General features: G+C 69.0%; 12 protein-coding genes. 9 read left to right on the top strand and 3 right to left on the bottom strand.

The features are described 5' to 3' along the window. Positions 1-63: 63 nt before the first annotated feature. The 9 genes from U5817_RS24455 (at position 64) to U5817_RS24415 (ending at position 10,079) form a co-directional block, all read left to right on the top strand. Positions 64-1,242, top strand: coding sequence for an acyl-CoA dehydrogenase family protein (locus tag U5817_RS24455; RefSeq protein WP_407279153.1), 1,179 nt, complete (start codon positions 64-66; stop codon positions 1,240-1,242). Between the two features lie 113 nt (positions 1,243-1,355). After that, the gene (locus tag U5817_RS24450) at positions 1,356-2,015 is read left to right on the top strand and encodes a TRAP transporter small permease (RefSeq protein WP_407279152.1); all 660 of its coding nucleotides are present in this window, start codon (positions 1,356-1,358) and stop codon (positions 2,013-2,015) included. Beyond that, on the top strand, positions 2,012-3,343 hold the full coding sequence (locus U5817_RS24445; protein ID WP_407279151.1) for a TRAP transporter large permease: 1,332 nt from the start codon (positions 2,012-2,014) through the stop codon (positions 3,341-3,343). The genes U5817_RS24450 and U5817_RS24445 overlap by 4 nt, the downstream gene beginning before the upstream one ends. 39 nt (positions 3,344-3,382) lie before the next feature. Next, on the top strand, positions 3,383-4,414 hold the full coding sequence (locus U5817_RS24440; protein WP_169125286.1) for a TRAP transporter substrate-binding protein: 1,032 nt from the start codon (positions 3,383-3,385) through the stop codon (positions 4,412-4,414). Between the two features lie 67 nt (positions 4,415-4,481). Next, the gene (locus tag U5817_RS24435; RefSeq protein WP_407279150.1) at positions 4,482-6,056 is read left to right on the top strand and encodes a benzoate-CoA ligase family protein; all 1,575 of its coding nucleotides are present in this window, start codon (positions 4,482-4,484) and stop codon (positions 6,054-6,056) included. Positions 6,057-6,444: 388 nt separating this feature from the next. Then, the gene (locus U5817_RS24430; protein ID WP_407279149.1) at positions 6,445-7,191 is read left to right on the top strand and encodes an SDR family NAD(P)-dependent oxidoreductase; all 747 of its coding nucleotides are present in this window, start codon (positions 6,445-6,447) and stop codon (positions 7,189-7,191) included. Between the two features lie 48 nt (positions 7,192-7,239). Further along, on the top strand, positions 7,240-8,058 hold the full coding sequence (locus U5817_RS24425) for an enoyl-CoA hydratase family protein (protein ID WP_407279148.1): 819 nt from the start codon (positions 7,240-7,242) through the stop codon (positions 8,056-8,058). Between the two features lie 295 nt (positions 8,059-8,353). Beyond that, complete coding sequence (locus tag U5817_RS24420; RefSeq protein WP_407279147.1) at positions 8,354-9,109, top strand: enoyl-CoA hydratase/isomerase family protein; 756 nt, start codon at positions 8,354-8,356, stop codon at positions 9,107-9,109. Positions 9,110-9,395: 286 nt separating this feature from the next. Continuing rightward, positions 9,396-10,079 carry a TetR/AcrR family transcriptional regulator gene (locus tag U5817_RS24415; protein WP_407279146.1) on the top strand — a complete coding sequence of 228 codons (684 nt, stop codon included), beginning with the start codon at positions 9,396-9,398 and terminating at the stop codon, positions 10,077-10,079. A 33-nt stretch (positions 10,080-10,112) separates the two neighbouring features. On the opposite strand, the gene U5817_RS24410 is transcribed toward U5817_RS24415, so the two are convergent. The 3 genes from U5817_RS24410 to U5817_RS24400 all read right to left on the bottom strand — a co-directional run bounded on the left by U5817_RS24410 (position 10,113) and on the right by U5817_RS24400 (position 15,155). Then, positions 10,113-11,495 (bottom strand): alkaline phosphatase D family protein, encoded by a 1,383-nt coding sequence (locus tag U5817_RS24410; protein WP_407279145.1) that lies wholly within the window; start codon positions 11,493-11,495, stop codon positions 10,113-10,115. A 95-nt stretch (positions 11,496-11,590) separates the two neighbouring features. Beyond that, on the bottom strand, positions 11,591-12,787 hold the full coding sequence (locus U5817_RS24405) for an efflux RND transporter periplasmic adaptor subunit (protein WP_407279144.1): 1,197 nt from the start codon (positions 12,785-12,787) through the stop codon (positions 11,591-11,593). Between the two features lie 4 nt (positions 12,788-12,791). After that, positions 12,792-15,155, bottom strand: coding sequence for an ABC transporter permease (locus U5817_RS24400; protein ID WP_407279143.1), 2,364 nt, complete (start codon positions 15,153-15,155; stop codon positions 12,792-12,794).

Genomic DNA, 15,155 nt, shown 5'->3' with positions numbered 1-15,155 from the left:
CAGGACAGCAACCAAAAGGAGGGAGGACGCCGCCGGCGTACCGCCCCGAGAGGAGACGCGAAAATGAGTGATCGAAGCTATCTGGAGTGGCCCTTCTTCGACGAGCGCCACCGCGGCATGCAGGTCGAACTGGAGGCGTGGGCGACCGCGCACATCGACGGCCACCCGCACGGCGACCTCGACGACGCCTGCCGCGAGCTGGTGCGCAAGCTCGGCGCTGACGGCTGGCTGCGCTACATGGTCGGCGGCACGGCCTACGGCGGTCGCCACGACACGATCGACACGCGCGCCGTATGCCTGCTGCGCGAGACGCTGGCGCGCCACTCGGGCCTCGCCGATTTCGCGCTGGGCATGCAGGGGCTGGGCTCGGGCGCGATCACGCTGCACGGCAGCGACGCGCAGAAGCGCAAGTACCTGACCGAAGTCGCGGCGGGGCGCGCGATTCCGGCCTTCGCGCTGTCCGAGCCGGACTCCGGTTCCGACGTCGCCGCGATGGCCTGCAGCGCGCGCCTTGACGGCAAGGACTACGTGCTCGACGGCGAGAAGACCTGGATCTCCAACGGCGGCATCGCAGATTTCTACGTGGTGTTCGCCCGCACCGGCGAAGCCCCCGGCGCACGCGGCCTGTCCGCCTTCATCGTCGAGGCGAACCTCCCGGGCTTCGAGATCGCCGAGCGCATCGACGTCATCGCCCCGCACCCGCTCGCGCGCCTGCGCTTCACGGGCTGTCGCGTGCCGGCGGCGAACCTGCTCGGCGAGCCGGGGCAGGGCTTCAAGGTCGCGATGCAGACGCTGGACATCTTCCGCACCTCGGTCGCCGCCGCCGCGCTCGGCTTCGCGCGCCGCGCGCTCGACGAAGGCCTGCGCCGCGCGACCACGCGCGACATGTTCGGCAAGAAGCTGGCCGACTTCCAGATCACCCAGGCCAAGCTCGCGCAGATGGCGACCCACGTCGATACCGCCGCGCTGCTCACCTACCGCGCCGCGTGGATGCGCGATCAGGGCAAGAACATCACCGGCGCCGCGGCGATGGCCAAGATGACCTCCACCGAGACCGCACAGCAGGTCATCGACGCGGCGGTGCAGCTGTGGGGCGGCTGCGGCGTCGTCAGCGAGCATCCGGTCGAGCGTCTGTACCGCGAGATCCGCGCCCTACGCATCTACGAGGGGGCGACCGAAGTGCAGCAACTCATCATCGCCCGCCAGACCCTCTCCGCCTGGGAGCAGGAACAGGCCGCCTGAGCCTGGCAGGGGATCACGACAGGCGTCCTGCGACGCCCGTCGCGATCTCCCATTTTCTCCGCATTTGCAATGAGTGAACGTTCAGCCAATGAACGCACGGAGGAGGACACAACATGCATACGAGCGTAGTGAGCCTGGACGCGGCCGCCGCGGCAGGATTGCGTCCCACGAAGGTGTGCGGTGCGCAAGGGGGGGAGGGCGAGGGTGCGAATGAGGACGCCGGCGTCCAGCTCGAACCCGGCTCGATCGAGCACGTCGCCCAGCCGGAAGCCCTGCCGCACGGTCCTTGGGGGCGGCGCCTGTACGCGGCGAGCCGGGTGTCCGCGCTGATGGGCGGGACCCTCTTCATGCTGATGATCGGCATGTCGCTGGTGTCCATCGTCGGGCGCAAGCTCTTCTCGCTGCCGGTGCCGGGGGACTTCGAGGTGCTGCAGATGGGCGCGGCCGTCGCGTCGGCGACTTTCTTCTCCTACTGCCAGATGGTCGACGGCCACGTGCGCGTCGACTTCTTCACCCACTGGCTGCCGCGGCGCGGGCGCGCCTTCCTCGACGGCGTTGCCGCGCTGCTGATGGGGGGCGTCGCGCTGCTCGTCGCATGGCGCACCGGCGTCGCCGCCGTGTCGTCCTACGAATCGGGCGAGGCCTCGCTGATGCTGGGCTGGCCGGGCTGGGTGCCGATCGCGCTGATCGTGCCGGCCTTCGTGCTGTTCGCGACCACCAGCCTGTACATCGCGGGCCGTCGCTTCCACGTCGTTGCCGGAGGTGCGCAATGAGCGGCATAGCGATCGGCGCGACGATGTTCGCGATCCTGCTGGTGATGCTGGTGTTGCGCGTGCATATCGGCATCACGATGTTCATCGTCGGCGCGGGTGGCTACCTGACGATGATGGGCGGCGAAATTGCGCCCTTCCTCAACACGCTGAAGAACCTCGCCTACGCGCGGCTCTCCAACTACGATCTGGCCGTCATCCCGATGTTCCTGCTGATGGGCCAGTTCGCCACCCACGGCGGCCTGTCGCGCGCGCTGTTTCGCTGCGTGAGCTCGCTCGTCGGGCACTGGCGCGGCGGCGTCGCGATCGCCTCGACCGGCGCCTGTGCGGGCTTCGGCGCGATCTGCGGCTCCTCGCTCGCGACCGCGGCGACGATGGGCCAGGTCGCGCTGCCCGAGTTGAAGCGCTGCAACTACTCGGGCGCCCTGTCGACCGGGGCGCTGGCCGCGGGCGGCACCCTCGGCATCCTGATCCCACCCTCGGTGCCGCTGGTGATCTACGCGGTGCTGACGCAGGAATCGATCGGCAAGCTCTTCATGGCGGCTGTCCTGCCGGGCCTGATCGCGATGATCGGCTACATGCTGGTGATCCGCATCATCGTCACGCTCAAGCCCGAGGCCGGTCCTGCCGGTCCGCGCGTGCCGCTGGCGGAGAAGCTGCGCTCGATCGCCCAGGTGACGCCGGTCGCGCTGATCTTCCTCGTCGTCATCGTCGGCATCTACGGCGGCTGGGCGAACCCGACCGAGGCGGCCTCGATCGGCGCGGCGGCCTGCGGCATCCTCGCGGTGGTCAGCGGCGGCATGCGCGCCGAAGGCATCCGCGAGAGCGTGCTCGGCGCGGCCGAGGCCACGGCGATGATCTTCCTCGTGCTGCTCGGCGCGGACATGCTCAACACCGGCCTCGCGCTCACCCAGATGCCCGCCGAGCTCGCGCACTGGGTGCGGGACAGCGGCCTGTCGCCGCTGCTGGTGCTCACCGCGATCCTGCTGATCTACGTCTTCCTCGGCTGCGTGATGGATGCGCTGGCGATGATCCTGCTCACCATCCCCATCTTCTACCCGATGGTCATGGGTCTGGAATTCTGGGGCCTGACGCCGGACGAGAAGTCGATCTGGTTCGGCATCCTGGTGCTGATGGTGGTCGAGATCGGGCTCGTGCATCCGCCGGTCGGCATGAACATCTACATCATCAACAAGGCCGCGAAGGACGTGCCCCTCACCGATACCTTCCGCGGCGTGATGCCCTTCCTGGCATCGGACCTCGCGCGCATCACGCTGCTGCTGTTCTTTCCCGCCATCACGCTGTATCTGGTCCGGACCTTCGGCGGCTGACAAGCCGAGGCCGGCCCATCATTCCAAGGAGGAGACGCGATGAATACCGGAAAACTGCTCAAGCCGCTGCTGGCGGCCCTGCTGCTCGCGGGCGGCGCCGCCCAGGCCCAGTCGGACAAGGTCGTGACGCTGCGCGTGCATCACTTCCTGCCGCCCTCGTCGAACACGCAACTCAAGTTCCTCGAACCCTGGTGCGCCAAGATCGGCGCCGAATCGGGCGGACGCCTGAAGTGCCAGATCTACCCGGCGATGCAGATGGGCGGCACCCCGGCCCAGCTCTTCGACCAGGCCAAGGACGGCGTCGCCGACATCGTGTGGGCAGTGCCCGGCTACCAGGCGGGCCGTTTCCTCGTCTCCGAGGTGTTCGAGCTCCCCTTCATGGGCAGCTCGGGCGAGAAGTCCAGCCGCGCGCTATGGACCTATGCGACGAAGAACGCCACCGCCGAATTCAAGGGCGTGCGCCCGCTGGTGTTCCACGTGATCTCGGGCATGGCGCTGCACACGACGAAGAAGCAGGTCAGGACGATGGACGACCTCGCGGGACTGAAGCTGCGCGCGCCGACGCGGCTGGCGACCAAGATGATCGCGGCGCTCGGCGCCACCCCGGTGCCGATGCCCGTGCCGATGGTCACCGAGAGCCTCGCGAAGGGCGTGATCGACGGCGCGATGATCCCGTGGGAGGTCGTGCCGGCGATGAAGGTGCAGGAGGTCGTCAAGTATCACAGCGAGACCGACCCCGCGTTGCCGCTGATGTCGACAACGACCTTCATCCTCGCCATGAACCCGGCGAAGTACGACAGCCTGCCGCCGGAGCTGAAGCAGGTCATCGACGCCAACAGCGGGCCCGAGGTGTCGGCGTGGGCCGGCCGGGTGTGGGACGAGGCGACGCTGACCGGACGCCAGGCCGGCCTCGACCGCAAGAACACCTTCTATACCGTGCCGTCCGACGAGGTGGGCAAGTGGCAGAAGGCGTCCGAGGCGGTCGCGGCGGACTGGGTCAAGGAAGTCAGCGCCAAGGGCTACGACGGCCAGAAGCTGCTGGCCGAAGCCCGGACGCTTCTTGCGAATTGAGGCGGAAGCGCCCCGTCCGGACCCCGGCCCGCCGGCCGGGGAACCCCCTGGCTGTCCTGGAGCAGACATGAGTTTTGACAACACCGCACGTTGCGGCGCGATGAACGCCGCGGACGAAATCATCGGCCGTCCCCTCGCGCTTGGCCTCGCAGACCAGCCTGCGATCGTCGGCGCCGGCAATCCGGTCACCTATGGCGAACTCGAGGCGATGGTCAATCGCACCGGCAATGCGATGAAGGCGCATGGCGTCGCGCGCGGCGAACGCGTCCTCTTCCTGATGGACGATTCGCCCGAGATGGTGGCCGCCTACCTTGGCACGATGCGTATCGGCGCCGTTGCGGTCGCCCTCAACGTTCGTCTCGCGCCGCGCGACGTGCGCTACGTGATCGAGGACAGCGCCTGCTGCCTGCTGTTCGTCGATGCGGAATTCGCCCATCTGTACCAGGAGATCGCCGCCGAGCTCGCCGACCCGCCGCAGGTCGTCGTGCGCGGCGCGGCGCCGCGCGCCGGCGGCGTGCCGCTCGAGGACTTCCTCGCCGGGCAGGCCGACACGCTGGCCTCGACGCCGGCGGCGCCCGACGACATCGCCTTCTGGGTGTATTCGTCGGGCACCACCGGGCGGCCCAAGGCAGTCATGCACACGCACGCGTGCGTGCTGATCGCCGACCGCATGGAGGCCGAATACTTCGGCGTGCGCCCGGGCGACCGCATCTTCGCCACCTCCAAGATGTTCTTCGGCTGGGCGCTGGGCCATTCGCTGATGGGCGGGCTGCGCTGCGGCGCGACGGTCGTCGTGGCACCGGGATGGCCCGACCCGGTGCGCATCCTCGGCGTGGTCGACACCCATCGTCCGGCGCTGTTCTTCAGCACGCCCGTGATGTACCGCAACCTGCTGCGCGAAGGCGCGGGCGCAAGCGAGGGCTTCCGTCACGTGCGCCACTTCCTGTCGGCGGGCGAGAAACTGCCGGAGACGCTGTACCAGTCCTGGCTCGAAGAGACGGGCAAGCCCATCGTCGACGGCATCGGGGCGTCGGAAACGATCTTCCTCTTCCTCGTCAATGAAGGCCATGCACAGCGCCCGGGCTCCTGTGGCAAGCCCGTGCCCTGGGCCGAAGTGCGACTGGTGGGCGAAGACGGCGCGGATATCACGGAACCCGATGTGCCCGGGCAGATCGCGATCCGTACGCCTTCACAGTTCAGCGGCTACTGGAAGCTGCCCGAACAGACGGCGAAGTCCCTGCGCGGCGGCTGGTACTTCCCCGGCGACATGTTCAGCTTCGACCGCGACGGCTACTGGTATCACAACGGTCGCGCCGACGACATGCTGAAAATCTCGGGGCAGTGGGTGAGCCCGTCCGAGATCGAGGCCTGTGCGATGACGACGCCGGACATCGCCGAGGCCGTCGTCGTCGGCGTGCCGCAGGAGGACGGCCTCACGCGCCTCGTGCTGGTGGCGGTGGCGAAGGATCCGTCGGCGAGCCACTCGCGACTGTCATCGCAGGTGCAGGACACCCTGATGGCGAGTCTCTCGATCTACAAATGTCCGCGCACGGTGCGCTTCGTCGACGAGCTGCCGCGCACCGCGACCGGCAAGATCCAGAAATTCCGCATTCGCGAACTGCTCCAGGCGGGGCGGCTGTAGGCCGTTCCGGCCGTGTGTCGGCCCGTGCCGCGGCCGACACGCACGGACGTAGGGCGGGAGGAGCGCAGCGTATCCCGCCATTTCACCGGACGAAGGGATTCCGCCACGCCGCATGGCGGGATACGCCTTCGGCTCCTCCCGCCCTACGAAGCCGCTCAAGGCGCGGCGGGGGCAGGGCGAAGTGAAATCCCGCCTTCTTCAATCCGTACCGCACAAGCCCCGGTCCCGACGGAATTTTGTGTAAAGGGCTTGACTAGATTTATTGAATGAACGAACATTCATTCAACTGCTGACGGAACCGGACTCGGGACGCTGCAGCAAACAGGAAACGGGGCGGCGGAAGCGAAGATGCCCCTGGCTCGAATGACTGGTGAATGAGGAGACAGACATGAACCTGCAAGGCAAAACGGCCGTCGTCACGGGCGGCGCATCGGGGATCGGCCATGCGACGGCGGAGACGCTGGCGCGGGCGGGCGCCAAGGTCGTGATCGGCGACATCGACGACGCCAAGGGCGCGGCCGCGGCCGGTCAGCTCGCAGAGCAGCACCTCGACGTCGATTTCGTGCGTCTCGACGTGACCGACATCGACTCCATCCACGCCTTTCGCGACGAGATCTATCGCCGCCATGGCCAGGTGGACGTCGTTGCCAACGTCGCCGGCTGGGGCAAGATCCAGCCCTTCATGGAGAACACGCCCGATTTCTGGCGCAAGGTCATCGACCTCAACCTGCTCGGGCCCGTTGCCGTGTCGCAGGCCTTCCTGCAGCAGATGATCGAGCGCGGCTCGGGCAAGATCGTCACCGTCGCAAGCGATGCCGGCCGCGTCGGCAGCCTCGGCGAGACGGTGTATTCCGGCGCCAAGGGCGGCGCGATCGCCTTCACCAAGTCGCTCGCCCGCGAGGTCGCGCGCTACAACATCAACGTGAACTGCGTGTGCCCCGGCCCGACCGACACGCCGCTGCTGCGCGCGGTGCCGGAGAAGCACCAGGAAGCCTTCGTCAAGGCCACGCCGATGCGCCGCCTCGCCAAGCCGTCCGAGCTCGCCGACGCCGTGCTGTTCTTCGCCAGCGACCGCGCCAGCTTCATCACCGGCCAGGTCATCAGCGTAAGCGGCGGTCTCACGCTCGCTGGCTGAGTGACTGTTCATTCGAGTACAAAGCGCAACCAACTCCAGGAGAATCACATGTACAAGCTCAAAGCCGCCGAATGGCGTCCGGAACACTTCAAGTTCGAAGTCGTCGACCGCGTCGCGACCATCACGCTGAACCGTCCCGAGCGCAAGAACCCGCTCACCTTCGAGAGCTACGCCGAACTGCGCGACACCTTCATCAAGCTGCAGTACGCCGAGGACGTGCGCGCGGTCGTGATCACCGGCGCGGGCGGCAACTTCTGCTCCGGTGGCGACGTGCATGACATCATCGGCCCGCTGACGAAGATGGACATGAACGGCCTGCTCACCTTCACGCGCATGACCGGCAACCTCGTGAAGGAGATGCGCAACTGCCCGCAGCCCATCATCTCGGCGGTGGACGGCATCTGCGCCGGCGCCGGCGCGATCATCTCGATGGCCTCCGACCTGCGCTACGCGACGCCCGAGGCCAAGACGGCCTTCCTGTTCGTGCGCGTGGGACTGGCCGGCTGCGACATGGGCGCGTGCAGCATCCTGCCGCGCATCATCGGCCAGGGCCGTGCCTCCGAGCTGCTCTACACCGGCCGCTCGATGAGCGCCGAGGAGGGGCGCGCGTGGGGTTACTACAACGACCTCGTGCCGGCCGAGAAGGTGCTCGCGAAGGCGCAGGAGATGGCGCTTTCGCTCGCCAACGGCCCGGCCTTCGCGCACTCGATGACGAAGAAGTGCCTGCACCAGGAATGGAACCAGACCATCGAGCAGGCGCTGGAGACCGAAGCCGAAGCCCAGGCGATCTGCATGCAGACGCAGGACTTCACGCGCGCCTACAACGCCTTCGTGAACAAGCAGGTGCCGAAGTTCGAGGGCAACTGAGGTTCCGGCGTGCCGGGCGGCCGTCCCCGCGGCCCGGCACGCCATGCCGTACGGTCGGTACGACGCGCAGTTTCGCCGGCCGGTTTGCCAGGGGCGTCGCGTCTGCGGCCAGTGCGTTCAGCCAACGAACTCTCCTCTGATGTGCGCAGAGGCCGGCGACGCCCCGTTTTTTCATTGCAGCAACGCAGAAGCCGTTCGCCCTGAGCCCGTCGAAGGGCCGGGTGCAGCAGGGCTTCGACAGGCTCAGCCCGAACGGTACCTGGTTGATGGCGCTCGGGCCAAAAAGGACATCGCAATGATTTCGCTGAGGATTGACGATTCGATCGCGACCGTGACGCTGTGCCGTGCCCCGGTCAATGCGATCAACGAGGAATGGATCGAGCAGTTCGACCGCATCCTCGCCGAGCTCGAGACCCTGCACCACGTGAATGTGCTGCACATCCGCAGCGGCGAGCGCCTGTTCTGCGCCGGCGCCGACCTTGATCTGATCGGCTCGCTGTTCGCCACTGCGCCCGGGCGCGAGCGCATGATCGCGATCACCCGCCGGATGCAGGAAATCTATGCGCGCCTGGAACGCCTGCCCCAGGTTACCGTCGCCGAAATCAACGGTGCGGCGATGGGCGGCGGCTTCGAACTCGCGCTCGCGTGCGACCTGCGCGTCGTCGCCGACACCGCCAAGGTCGGACTGCCCGAGGCGCGCCTGGGCCTGCTCCCGGCCGCGGGCGGCACGCAGCGCATGACGCGCATCTGCGGCGAGGCCGTCGCCCGGCGCCTGATCCTCGGCGCCGAAGTCGTCGGCGGCGCGGACGCGGTGCAGCTCGGCTGCGCACACTGGGTCGCGCCGGCGGCCGAACTGGAAACCTTCACGCGCGCACTCGTCGCGCGCATCGCCGCCCTGCCGCCGCTGGCGCTGTCCGAATGCAAGCGCTGCATCACGGTCGCGGTCGAAGCCTGCGAAGACGGCTACGAAGTCGAGCTGGCGGGCAGCGCGACCCTGCTGGCGGACGCCGAAACGCAGGCGCGCGTGCAAGCCTTCCTGAACCGTCAGTAAGGGGGGGGGGACAGCACGAGCCCCTGCGGGATCGGTGTCGAGGATGTCTCCCCTCGTTGATCGAGGGATGGAGCCGTCGGGCGGGAGGAGCGCAGCGTATCCCGCCAGACAACCGTCGTGGCTCGCCCCATGCAATTCGGCGGGAGACGCCCTCGGCTCCTCCCGCCCGACGGGTCCGTCGTTGCCCCGGGGGCGGCAACGCGGAAACCGGGCCGCACCGGTGGCACAATACGCTGTCCGGCCCCTATGCCGGGCTTTGTGGCAATGCTTCACCGAGGGAAGGGACATGAGTTCAGCAGAAAGCGTCAAAAGCGTGGTCACGGACCCCAAGCTGGTCGAGGAGCGCCGTCACCAGATCATCAGTGCGGCCACCAAGCTCTTTTCCGAGCAGGGCTACTACACCACGACGATTCTGCAGATCGCCCGCGAAGCCAAGGTCAGCACCGGCCTGATCTACCAGTACTTCGGCGACAAGGACGACATCCTGTTCCTGACGCTGAAGAACGTGCTCGACACCTACGAGCAGGAAATCCCGCGCCAGATCGAAGGCCTGACGCATCCCGTCGAGCGCCTGTGCCGCGCCGTATGGGCCTACTGCGCGGTGGTCGACGCCCAGCGCGAGGCGACGGTGCTCGCCTACCGCTCGACCAAGTCCCTGCGCGCCGACCGGCGCGTGCTGATCAAGGACGGCGAGACGCGCACCAACCGCATGATCGAGAAGTCGATCCGCGCCTGCACCACCGGCGGCTTCATGCGGCCGGTGAACGAATATCTGCTCGGCTACCAGATCGTCAATTTCGCCCACGCCTGGGCGCTCAAGCACTGGGCCTTCGACGACCGTTTCAGCCTCGCCGAATACGTCGAGGAAGGCCTGCAGCTCCTCGTCGAGCCCTTCCTCACCGCGAAGGGCAAGACCGCGCTGGCGAAGATCGCGAAGAGCGCCGACGCGCCGCAGCAGCAACCGGGCTGAGGCGGCGCAGTACCCGGCTCTCGCCGGGTGCGCTCACGGCGTGCGCAGCCGCGCGGCCGGGATCTCCTTCTCCCACAGGCGTGTGCCCGCGGCGTTCCATGCGGCGACGCGCAGCAGGCGCGCACTGGCCGGCCCGGAGAACTCCAGCGTGCAGAAGTTGCGCTGTGTCACCAGCGTCCCGGGCACCTCGCGTACCGGGAACGGGCGGGGATGCACGCGCGCGGTCAGCGGCGAGCAGGTCAGCTCGGTGAGCGGGTAGGTGCCGGGGCGCTCGCGCTCGATCAGGTGCGTGTAGTGGATGTCGCCGGAGAGGAAGAACACGCCGTCGATGCGCTCGGCCGCGAGCCAGTCGAGGAAGACCTGGCGCTCGCGCGGGAAGTTGTGCCAGCCCTCGCCGCCGCGCGCCTCGGGCGAGGGGCGGTCGCTGAGCATGCGGCTGCCGTTGGTGACGACCTTGAAGGTGGCCTGCGAGCGGCGCAGCGCGCCCTTGAGCCATTCGAGCTGCTGCGCGCCCAGCATCGTCCGCGCCGGGTCCGTGCCGGCATCGTCGTCGCGGTGGTAACGGTCGTCGAGCAGGAACAGCTCGACATCGCCCAGCGGCACCCGGGCGAAGATCCCGGGTTCGCCGGGCAGTCCGTAACCGGGGTTCGCCCAGTAGTCCCGGAATAGCGCCAGCGCCGTCGCCTTGAGCGGGAAATCGCGGTTCGAGTTGTCGGGGCCGTAGTCGTGGTCGTCCCAGATGGCGACGTGCTGGCCGGTGCGCAGCAGCCGCTGCATGGGCGCGAAGCTGCGCGTGGCGGCCCAGCGCGCATGCATCCGCGCGGCGGCCTGGTTCGGCTCGGCGAAGTCCGCGTCGCGGTAGTAGATGCTGTCGCCCAGCCACAGCATCATGTCGGGCCGCCGTGCGGCGATGGTGTCGAAGATCTCGAAGCCGGCACCGAAGGCGTTCGGCGTGGGCTCGTAAGGGCGGTCGGGGACGTAGTTGCAGGAGCCGGTGGCGATCATCAGCTCGCGCGGTGCGGCGGGATCCGCGGTCGCGGTGGTGAAGACGGGCTCCTCGCCGAGCTCGGCGGGGATCCCGTCGAGCAGCACGCGGTAGGCGTAGCGCGTGGCGGCGTGCAGTCCGCCGAGCTCGACGCGCGCGGTGTGGCCGCGCTGCGGGCTGGCGACGACGGGTGCGCTGCGCTGCGCGGCGTCGGGCCTCCCCAGTGGCCAGTATTCGAGCTGCACTTGCGCGGGGGCATCGGTCATCAGCCATACACCGACGTGCGTGGCCGTCGCCGGCCCGGCCATCGGGCCGCCGGCCAGGCTGGCCGCGCCGGCGACGGCTGCGTGCAGCGCCAGCAGCCAGCACAGCGCCAGGCGGCGCAGGGCGCAATCACCGAAGGGCAGTGCGCCGCATGCCGCCGAACGCATCGCCAGGATGGCCCGCTGCCCAAGTGAGCCCAAACGCTCCGCCCGTCCGGGAATAAGGGGGCTGGGTCGATTCTCCCGGGGGAGATGAAGACGTTTCATCGCCCGCTCACCTCTACCCCGTCGCGCAGCCGGTCGTCCGGATGCACGACGACACGCTCGCCTTCCTTCAGCCCTGCCAGCACCTCGGCGACCAGCCCGGTGCGCTGGCCCGTGTCGATGCGCCGGCGCACCGCGCGGCCTTCCTCGACGACAAAGGCCGCCCAGCCGTCGCCGTCGCGGAACAGCGCGCTGGCCGGCACCTGAAGCACGTCCTCGCCTTCCCACAGCACGAAGCTCGCCTCGACGCGGTAGCCGTCGCCAAGGCGCTGCCAGGTCTCGGACGGCGACGCGAAATCCGCGATCACCCACACGCGCTGCTCCTCGACGCCCAGCGCCGACACCTTCGTGAAGCCCGCCGGCTCGACCACGCGCACCCTGCCTTCGAGCGCACCGTCGCCGCCCCAGCGCTCGAACAGCACGCGCGTGCCGGGGCGGATGCGCACCGCGTCCGCCGACAGCACATCCACCTCGACCTCCAGTGCGCGCGCATCGCCGATCTCGACCAGCGGCTGACCGGATTCGACCGCACCCTCGCTCTTGCGCGGGATCTTCAGCACCTGTCCCGCGACCGGCGCGCGCACCAGCACCGGCTCGCCCTTGCCGCCCGCCGCGGCGAAGCCCAGCGCCGTGCGCGCCGCCTCCAGCTCGTGGCGCGCGGTTGCGACCGTGAAGCGTGCCGAGCGCAGCTCCGACCCGGCGCGCTCGTCCTCGGCCGCCGCGCGGTCCACCGCTTCCGCCGCGACGTGGCCGGACGCGCGCAGCTTCCTCATGCGCTCCAGCTCCTTCGCCGCGAGCGCCGCGCCGGCTTCGGCCGCCTTCACGCGCTGCTCGACCGCCGCGAGGTTCGCCTGCGCCGCCGCGACGCGCGCGCCGGCCTCCGCGTGCCGGCGCGCGTCCAGCACCGCCGAGCGCGAGGCCTCCAGCGCGACGAGGGTGTCGCCCGCCGCAACCGCGTCGCCGACGTCGAGCGTGATGCGCCGCGCGTAGCCGTCCACCGGTGCGGCCAGGACGTAGCGGTCGACGACTCGCGTGCGGCCCTCCTGCTCGACGGTGACGCGCAATGGCGCGCGTACCGCCTCGCCGAACTCCACCGCCACCGGCTGCTCACGGAAGCCCGCGTACAGGCCCCACCCGACCGCTGCGACGATCAGCAGGAACACGATCTGCCGGCGCCACTGCACCTTGGTTTTCATGTTGTCACTCCGGAGTCTTCAATACGGCGATGAGGTCGAGCCGGTCGAGGCGGCGTCGTACCGCAAGGCCCGACAGCAGCGCGGAAACGATCACGACCGCAACCGCGAAGGCGTAGGTCTGCGGCACCAGCACCACCGGCACGCGGAACAGGTCGGTCTGCATCGTCAGCGCGATGTAGTAGCACATCGCCTCGCCAAGTTTCAGGCCGAGCGGGATCGCCACCGCCGTCAGAATGCCCAGTTCGCCGAGCAGGATGTAGCCGATCTCGCCGCGCGTGAAGCCCAGCACGCGCAGGCTCGCGAGCTCGCGCCCGCGCTCGGTCAGCGCGATGCGCGCGCTGTTGTAGATCACGCCGAAGGCGATGACCACTGCGAACACCGTCGACACGTAGGTGAAGAACAGCATCGTCTCGTCCATCAGGCGGTTGAAGTTGCGGATCTCCTGGATGCGCTCGGCCACCCCCGCGACGCGCGGCAACTCCTTCAGTCGCGCGTACAGCCCCTGCAACTGCGCGTGGTCGACGGCCAGCCACGCGCCCGAGATCGTCGGCCCCTCGTGCATGAAGCGGTTGAGCGCCGTCAGATCCATGTAGGCCGCGACGCCGAGGTACTCCTTCACCAGCCCCGCGACCACCGCTTCGCGCAGCGGCCGGTTGCCCTCCAGTACCTCGACGACGATGCGGTCGCCCGCGCGCACGCCCAGCATCTTGCCGAGATGGTCGGTCATCAGGATCCCATCCGAGGGCATCGCGACCGGCCGCAACTCGGTGTCGAGCAGACGCTGGAGCTCGCCGCCCGGTTCGATGCCGCGGATCGTCGTGCGATGCTCCAGATGCCCGTGGCGCAGGCGCACCGGCACCGAGCGGAACACCTCGACACGCTCGACGCCGCGCAGCCCGGCCAGATCGAAGCGCGCGCGGTAGGCCGTCGGGTCGGTGAAGGCGACCGACAGGTCCTCGCGCTGCGCGAGGCCGTAATGCACGTTCATCATGAAGCCCACGGTGTCGCGCTGGAACAGGCCCGTCAGGATGATGCCGCATGCGAGCGCGATGCCCAGCACCGTCAGCGCCGACTTCAGCGGCTTGCGCCAGATGTGGCGCAGGATCATGCGCGTCGGCTGCGACAGCCAGCGCTTCAGGCCCAGCTGCTCGACCAGCGTCTCGCGGTAGCGCGGCGGCGGTTCGGGGCGCATCGCCTGCGCGGGACTCAGGCGCGCCGCGCGCCACACCGCGACGATGGTCCCCGCGCCCGCGGCGGCGAGGCTCGCCCCCGCGGCCTCCAGCATGGTGGCCGGCTGCAGGCTGAAGCGCAGCCAGGGGAAGTAATAGAACTCCATGTAGATCCCGGACAGCGCGTGCCCCAGCCACACCCCCAGCGCCGTGCCGCCGAGGATGCCGCCGCCGGCGATCACCGCCACGAGCTTCAGGTAATGCGCCGTCACCGCGCCGTTGCCGTAGCCGAAGGCCTTCAGCGTTGCGATCTGTTCGCGCTGCATCGTCACCAGCCGGCTGATCACGACGTTGAGCAGGAAGGCCGCGACGCCCATGAACATCGTGGGGAACAGGGTGGCCAGCGTGCCGAGCTGGTCCAGCTCCTGCGTGAGGAAGCGGTGCGAGAGCTGGTCCTTGCGCGCGTAGGCGCCGAGTCCGCCGAAGGGCGTGATCAGCGCATCGACGCGGTCGATCACGTCCTGCGCGTCGGCGCCCGGGCGCAGGCTCAGTGCGAGGTCGTTGAACGCCCCGTCGAGGTCATAGGCCTGACCCAGCGCCTTGCGCCCCATCCACATCACGCCATAGCGCTTCGGGTCGGGGAAGGCCGAGCCGGGCCGCAACTGCTGCACGAACTCCGGCGACAGTGCCGTGCCGACCACCGTCAGCGCCTGGCGTCGGCCGTTGAGGATGGCGTGGAAGCGGTCGCCCGGATGCAGCGTGTGCGCCTTCGCGAAGGGCGTGCTGATCACGACCTCGTCCGCGCGCCCCGGCAGCGGCAGGCGCCCCTCGCGCAGATGCAGGCCGTTGAGCCCGTGCGGCGCATCGTCGGCGAGCGACACCATGCGCGCGCTCACGGGTTCGACGAAGTCCGGCATGTCCAGCCGCACGGGCTGCACGACGCGCGTCTCCACGCGCTCCACGCCCGGAATCGCGGCGATGCGTGCGCGCAAGGATTCCGGTGCGCGCTTCAGCGTCGCGAACACCTCGGCGAAGCGGTACTCGCGGTAGTAGTCGTCCTGCGTCGCGCGCAGCGCGCCGAGCGTCGACAGGAACATCACGTAGGTGCCGACGCCGCACATCACCACCAGCGCGATCGCGATGGCCTGCCCGCGCATGTGCCACAGGTCGCGCCACAGCTTGCGGTCGATCGCGCGCAT

Origin of the sequence: Aromatoleum evansii, from assembly GCF_045689615.1 — a bacterium.
Lineage (GTDB): Bacteria > Pseudomonadota > Gammaproteobacteria > Burkholderiales > Rhodocyclaceae > Aromatoleum > Aromatoleum evansii.
This window is presented reverse-complemented; position numbering and strand designations above follow the sequence as displayed.

What these genes read in the sequence shown, in the direction of transcription:
- U5817_RS24455 (WP_407279153.1), top strand. Translation starts at nt 64, where the DNA reads ATGAGTGATCGAAGCTATCTGGAGTGGCCCTTCTTCGACGAGCGCCAC.
- U5817_RS24450 (WP_407279152.1), top strand. Translation starts at nt 1,356, where the DNA reads ATGCATACGAGCGTAGTGAGCCTGGACGCGGCCGCCGCGGCAGGATTG.
- U5817_RS24445 (WP_407279151.1), top strand. Translation starts at nt 2,012, where the DNA reads ATGAGCGGCATAGCGATCGGCGCGACGATGTTCGCGATCCTGCTGGTG.
- U5817_RS24440 (WP_169125286.1), top strand. Translation starts at nt 3,383, where the DNA reads ATGAATACCGGAAAACTGCTCAAGCCGCTGCTGGCGGCCCTGCTGCTC.
- U5817_RS24435 (WP_407279150.1), top strand. Translation starts at nt 4,482, where the DNA reads ATGAGTTTTGACAACACCGCACGTTGCGGCGCGATGAACGCCGCGGAC.
- U5817_RS24430 (WP_407279149.1), top strand. Translation starts at nt 6,445, where the DNA reads ATGAACCTGCAAGGCAAAACGGCCGTCGTCACGGGCGGCGCATCGGGG.
- U5817_RS24425 (WP_407279148.1), top strand. Translation starts at nt 7,240, where the DNA reads ATGTACAAGCTCAAAGCCGCCGAATGGCGTCCGGAACACTTCAAGTTC.
- U5817_RS24420 (WP_407279147.1), top strand. Translation starts at nt 8,354, where the DNA reads ATGATTTCGCTGAGGATTGACGATTCGATCGCGACCGTGACGCTGTGC.
- U5817_RS24415 (WP_407279146.1), top strand. Translation starts at nt 9,396, where the DNA reads ATGAGTTCAGCAGAAAGCGTCAAAAGCGTGGTCACGGACCCCAAGCTG.
- U5817_RS24410 (WP_407279145.1), bottom strand. Translation starts at nt 11,495, where the DNA reads ATGCGTTCGGCGGCATGCGGCGCACTGCCCTTCGGTGATTGCGCCCTG.
- U5817_RS24405 (WP_407279144.1), bottom strand. Translation starts at nt 12,787, where the DNA reads ATGAAAACCAAGGTGCAGTGGCGCCGGCAGATCGTGTTCCTGCTGATC.
- U5817_RS24400 (WP_407279143.1), bottom strand. Translation starts at nt 15,155, where the DNA reads ATGCGCGCGATCGACCGCAAGCTGTGGCGCGACCTGTGGCACATGCGC.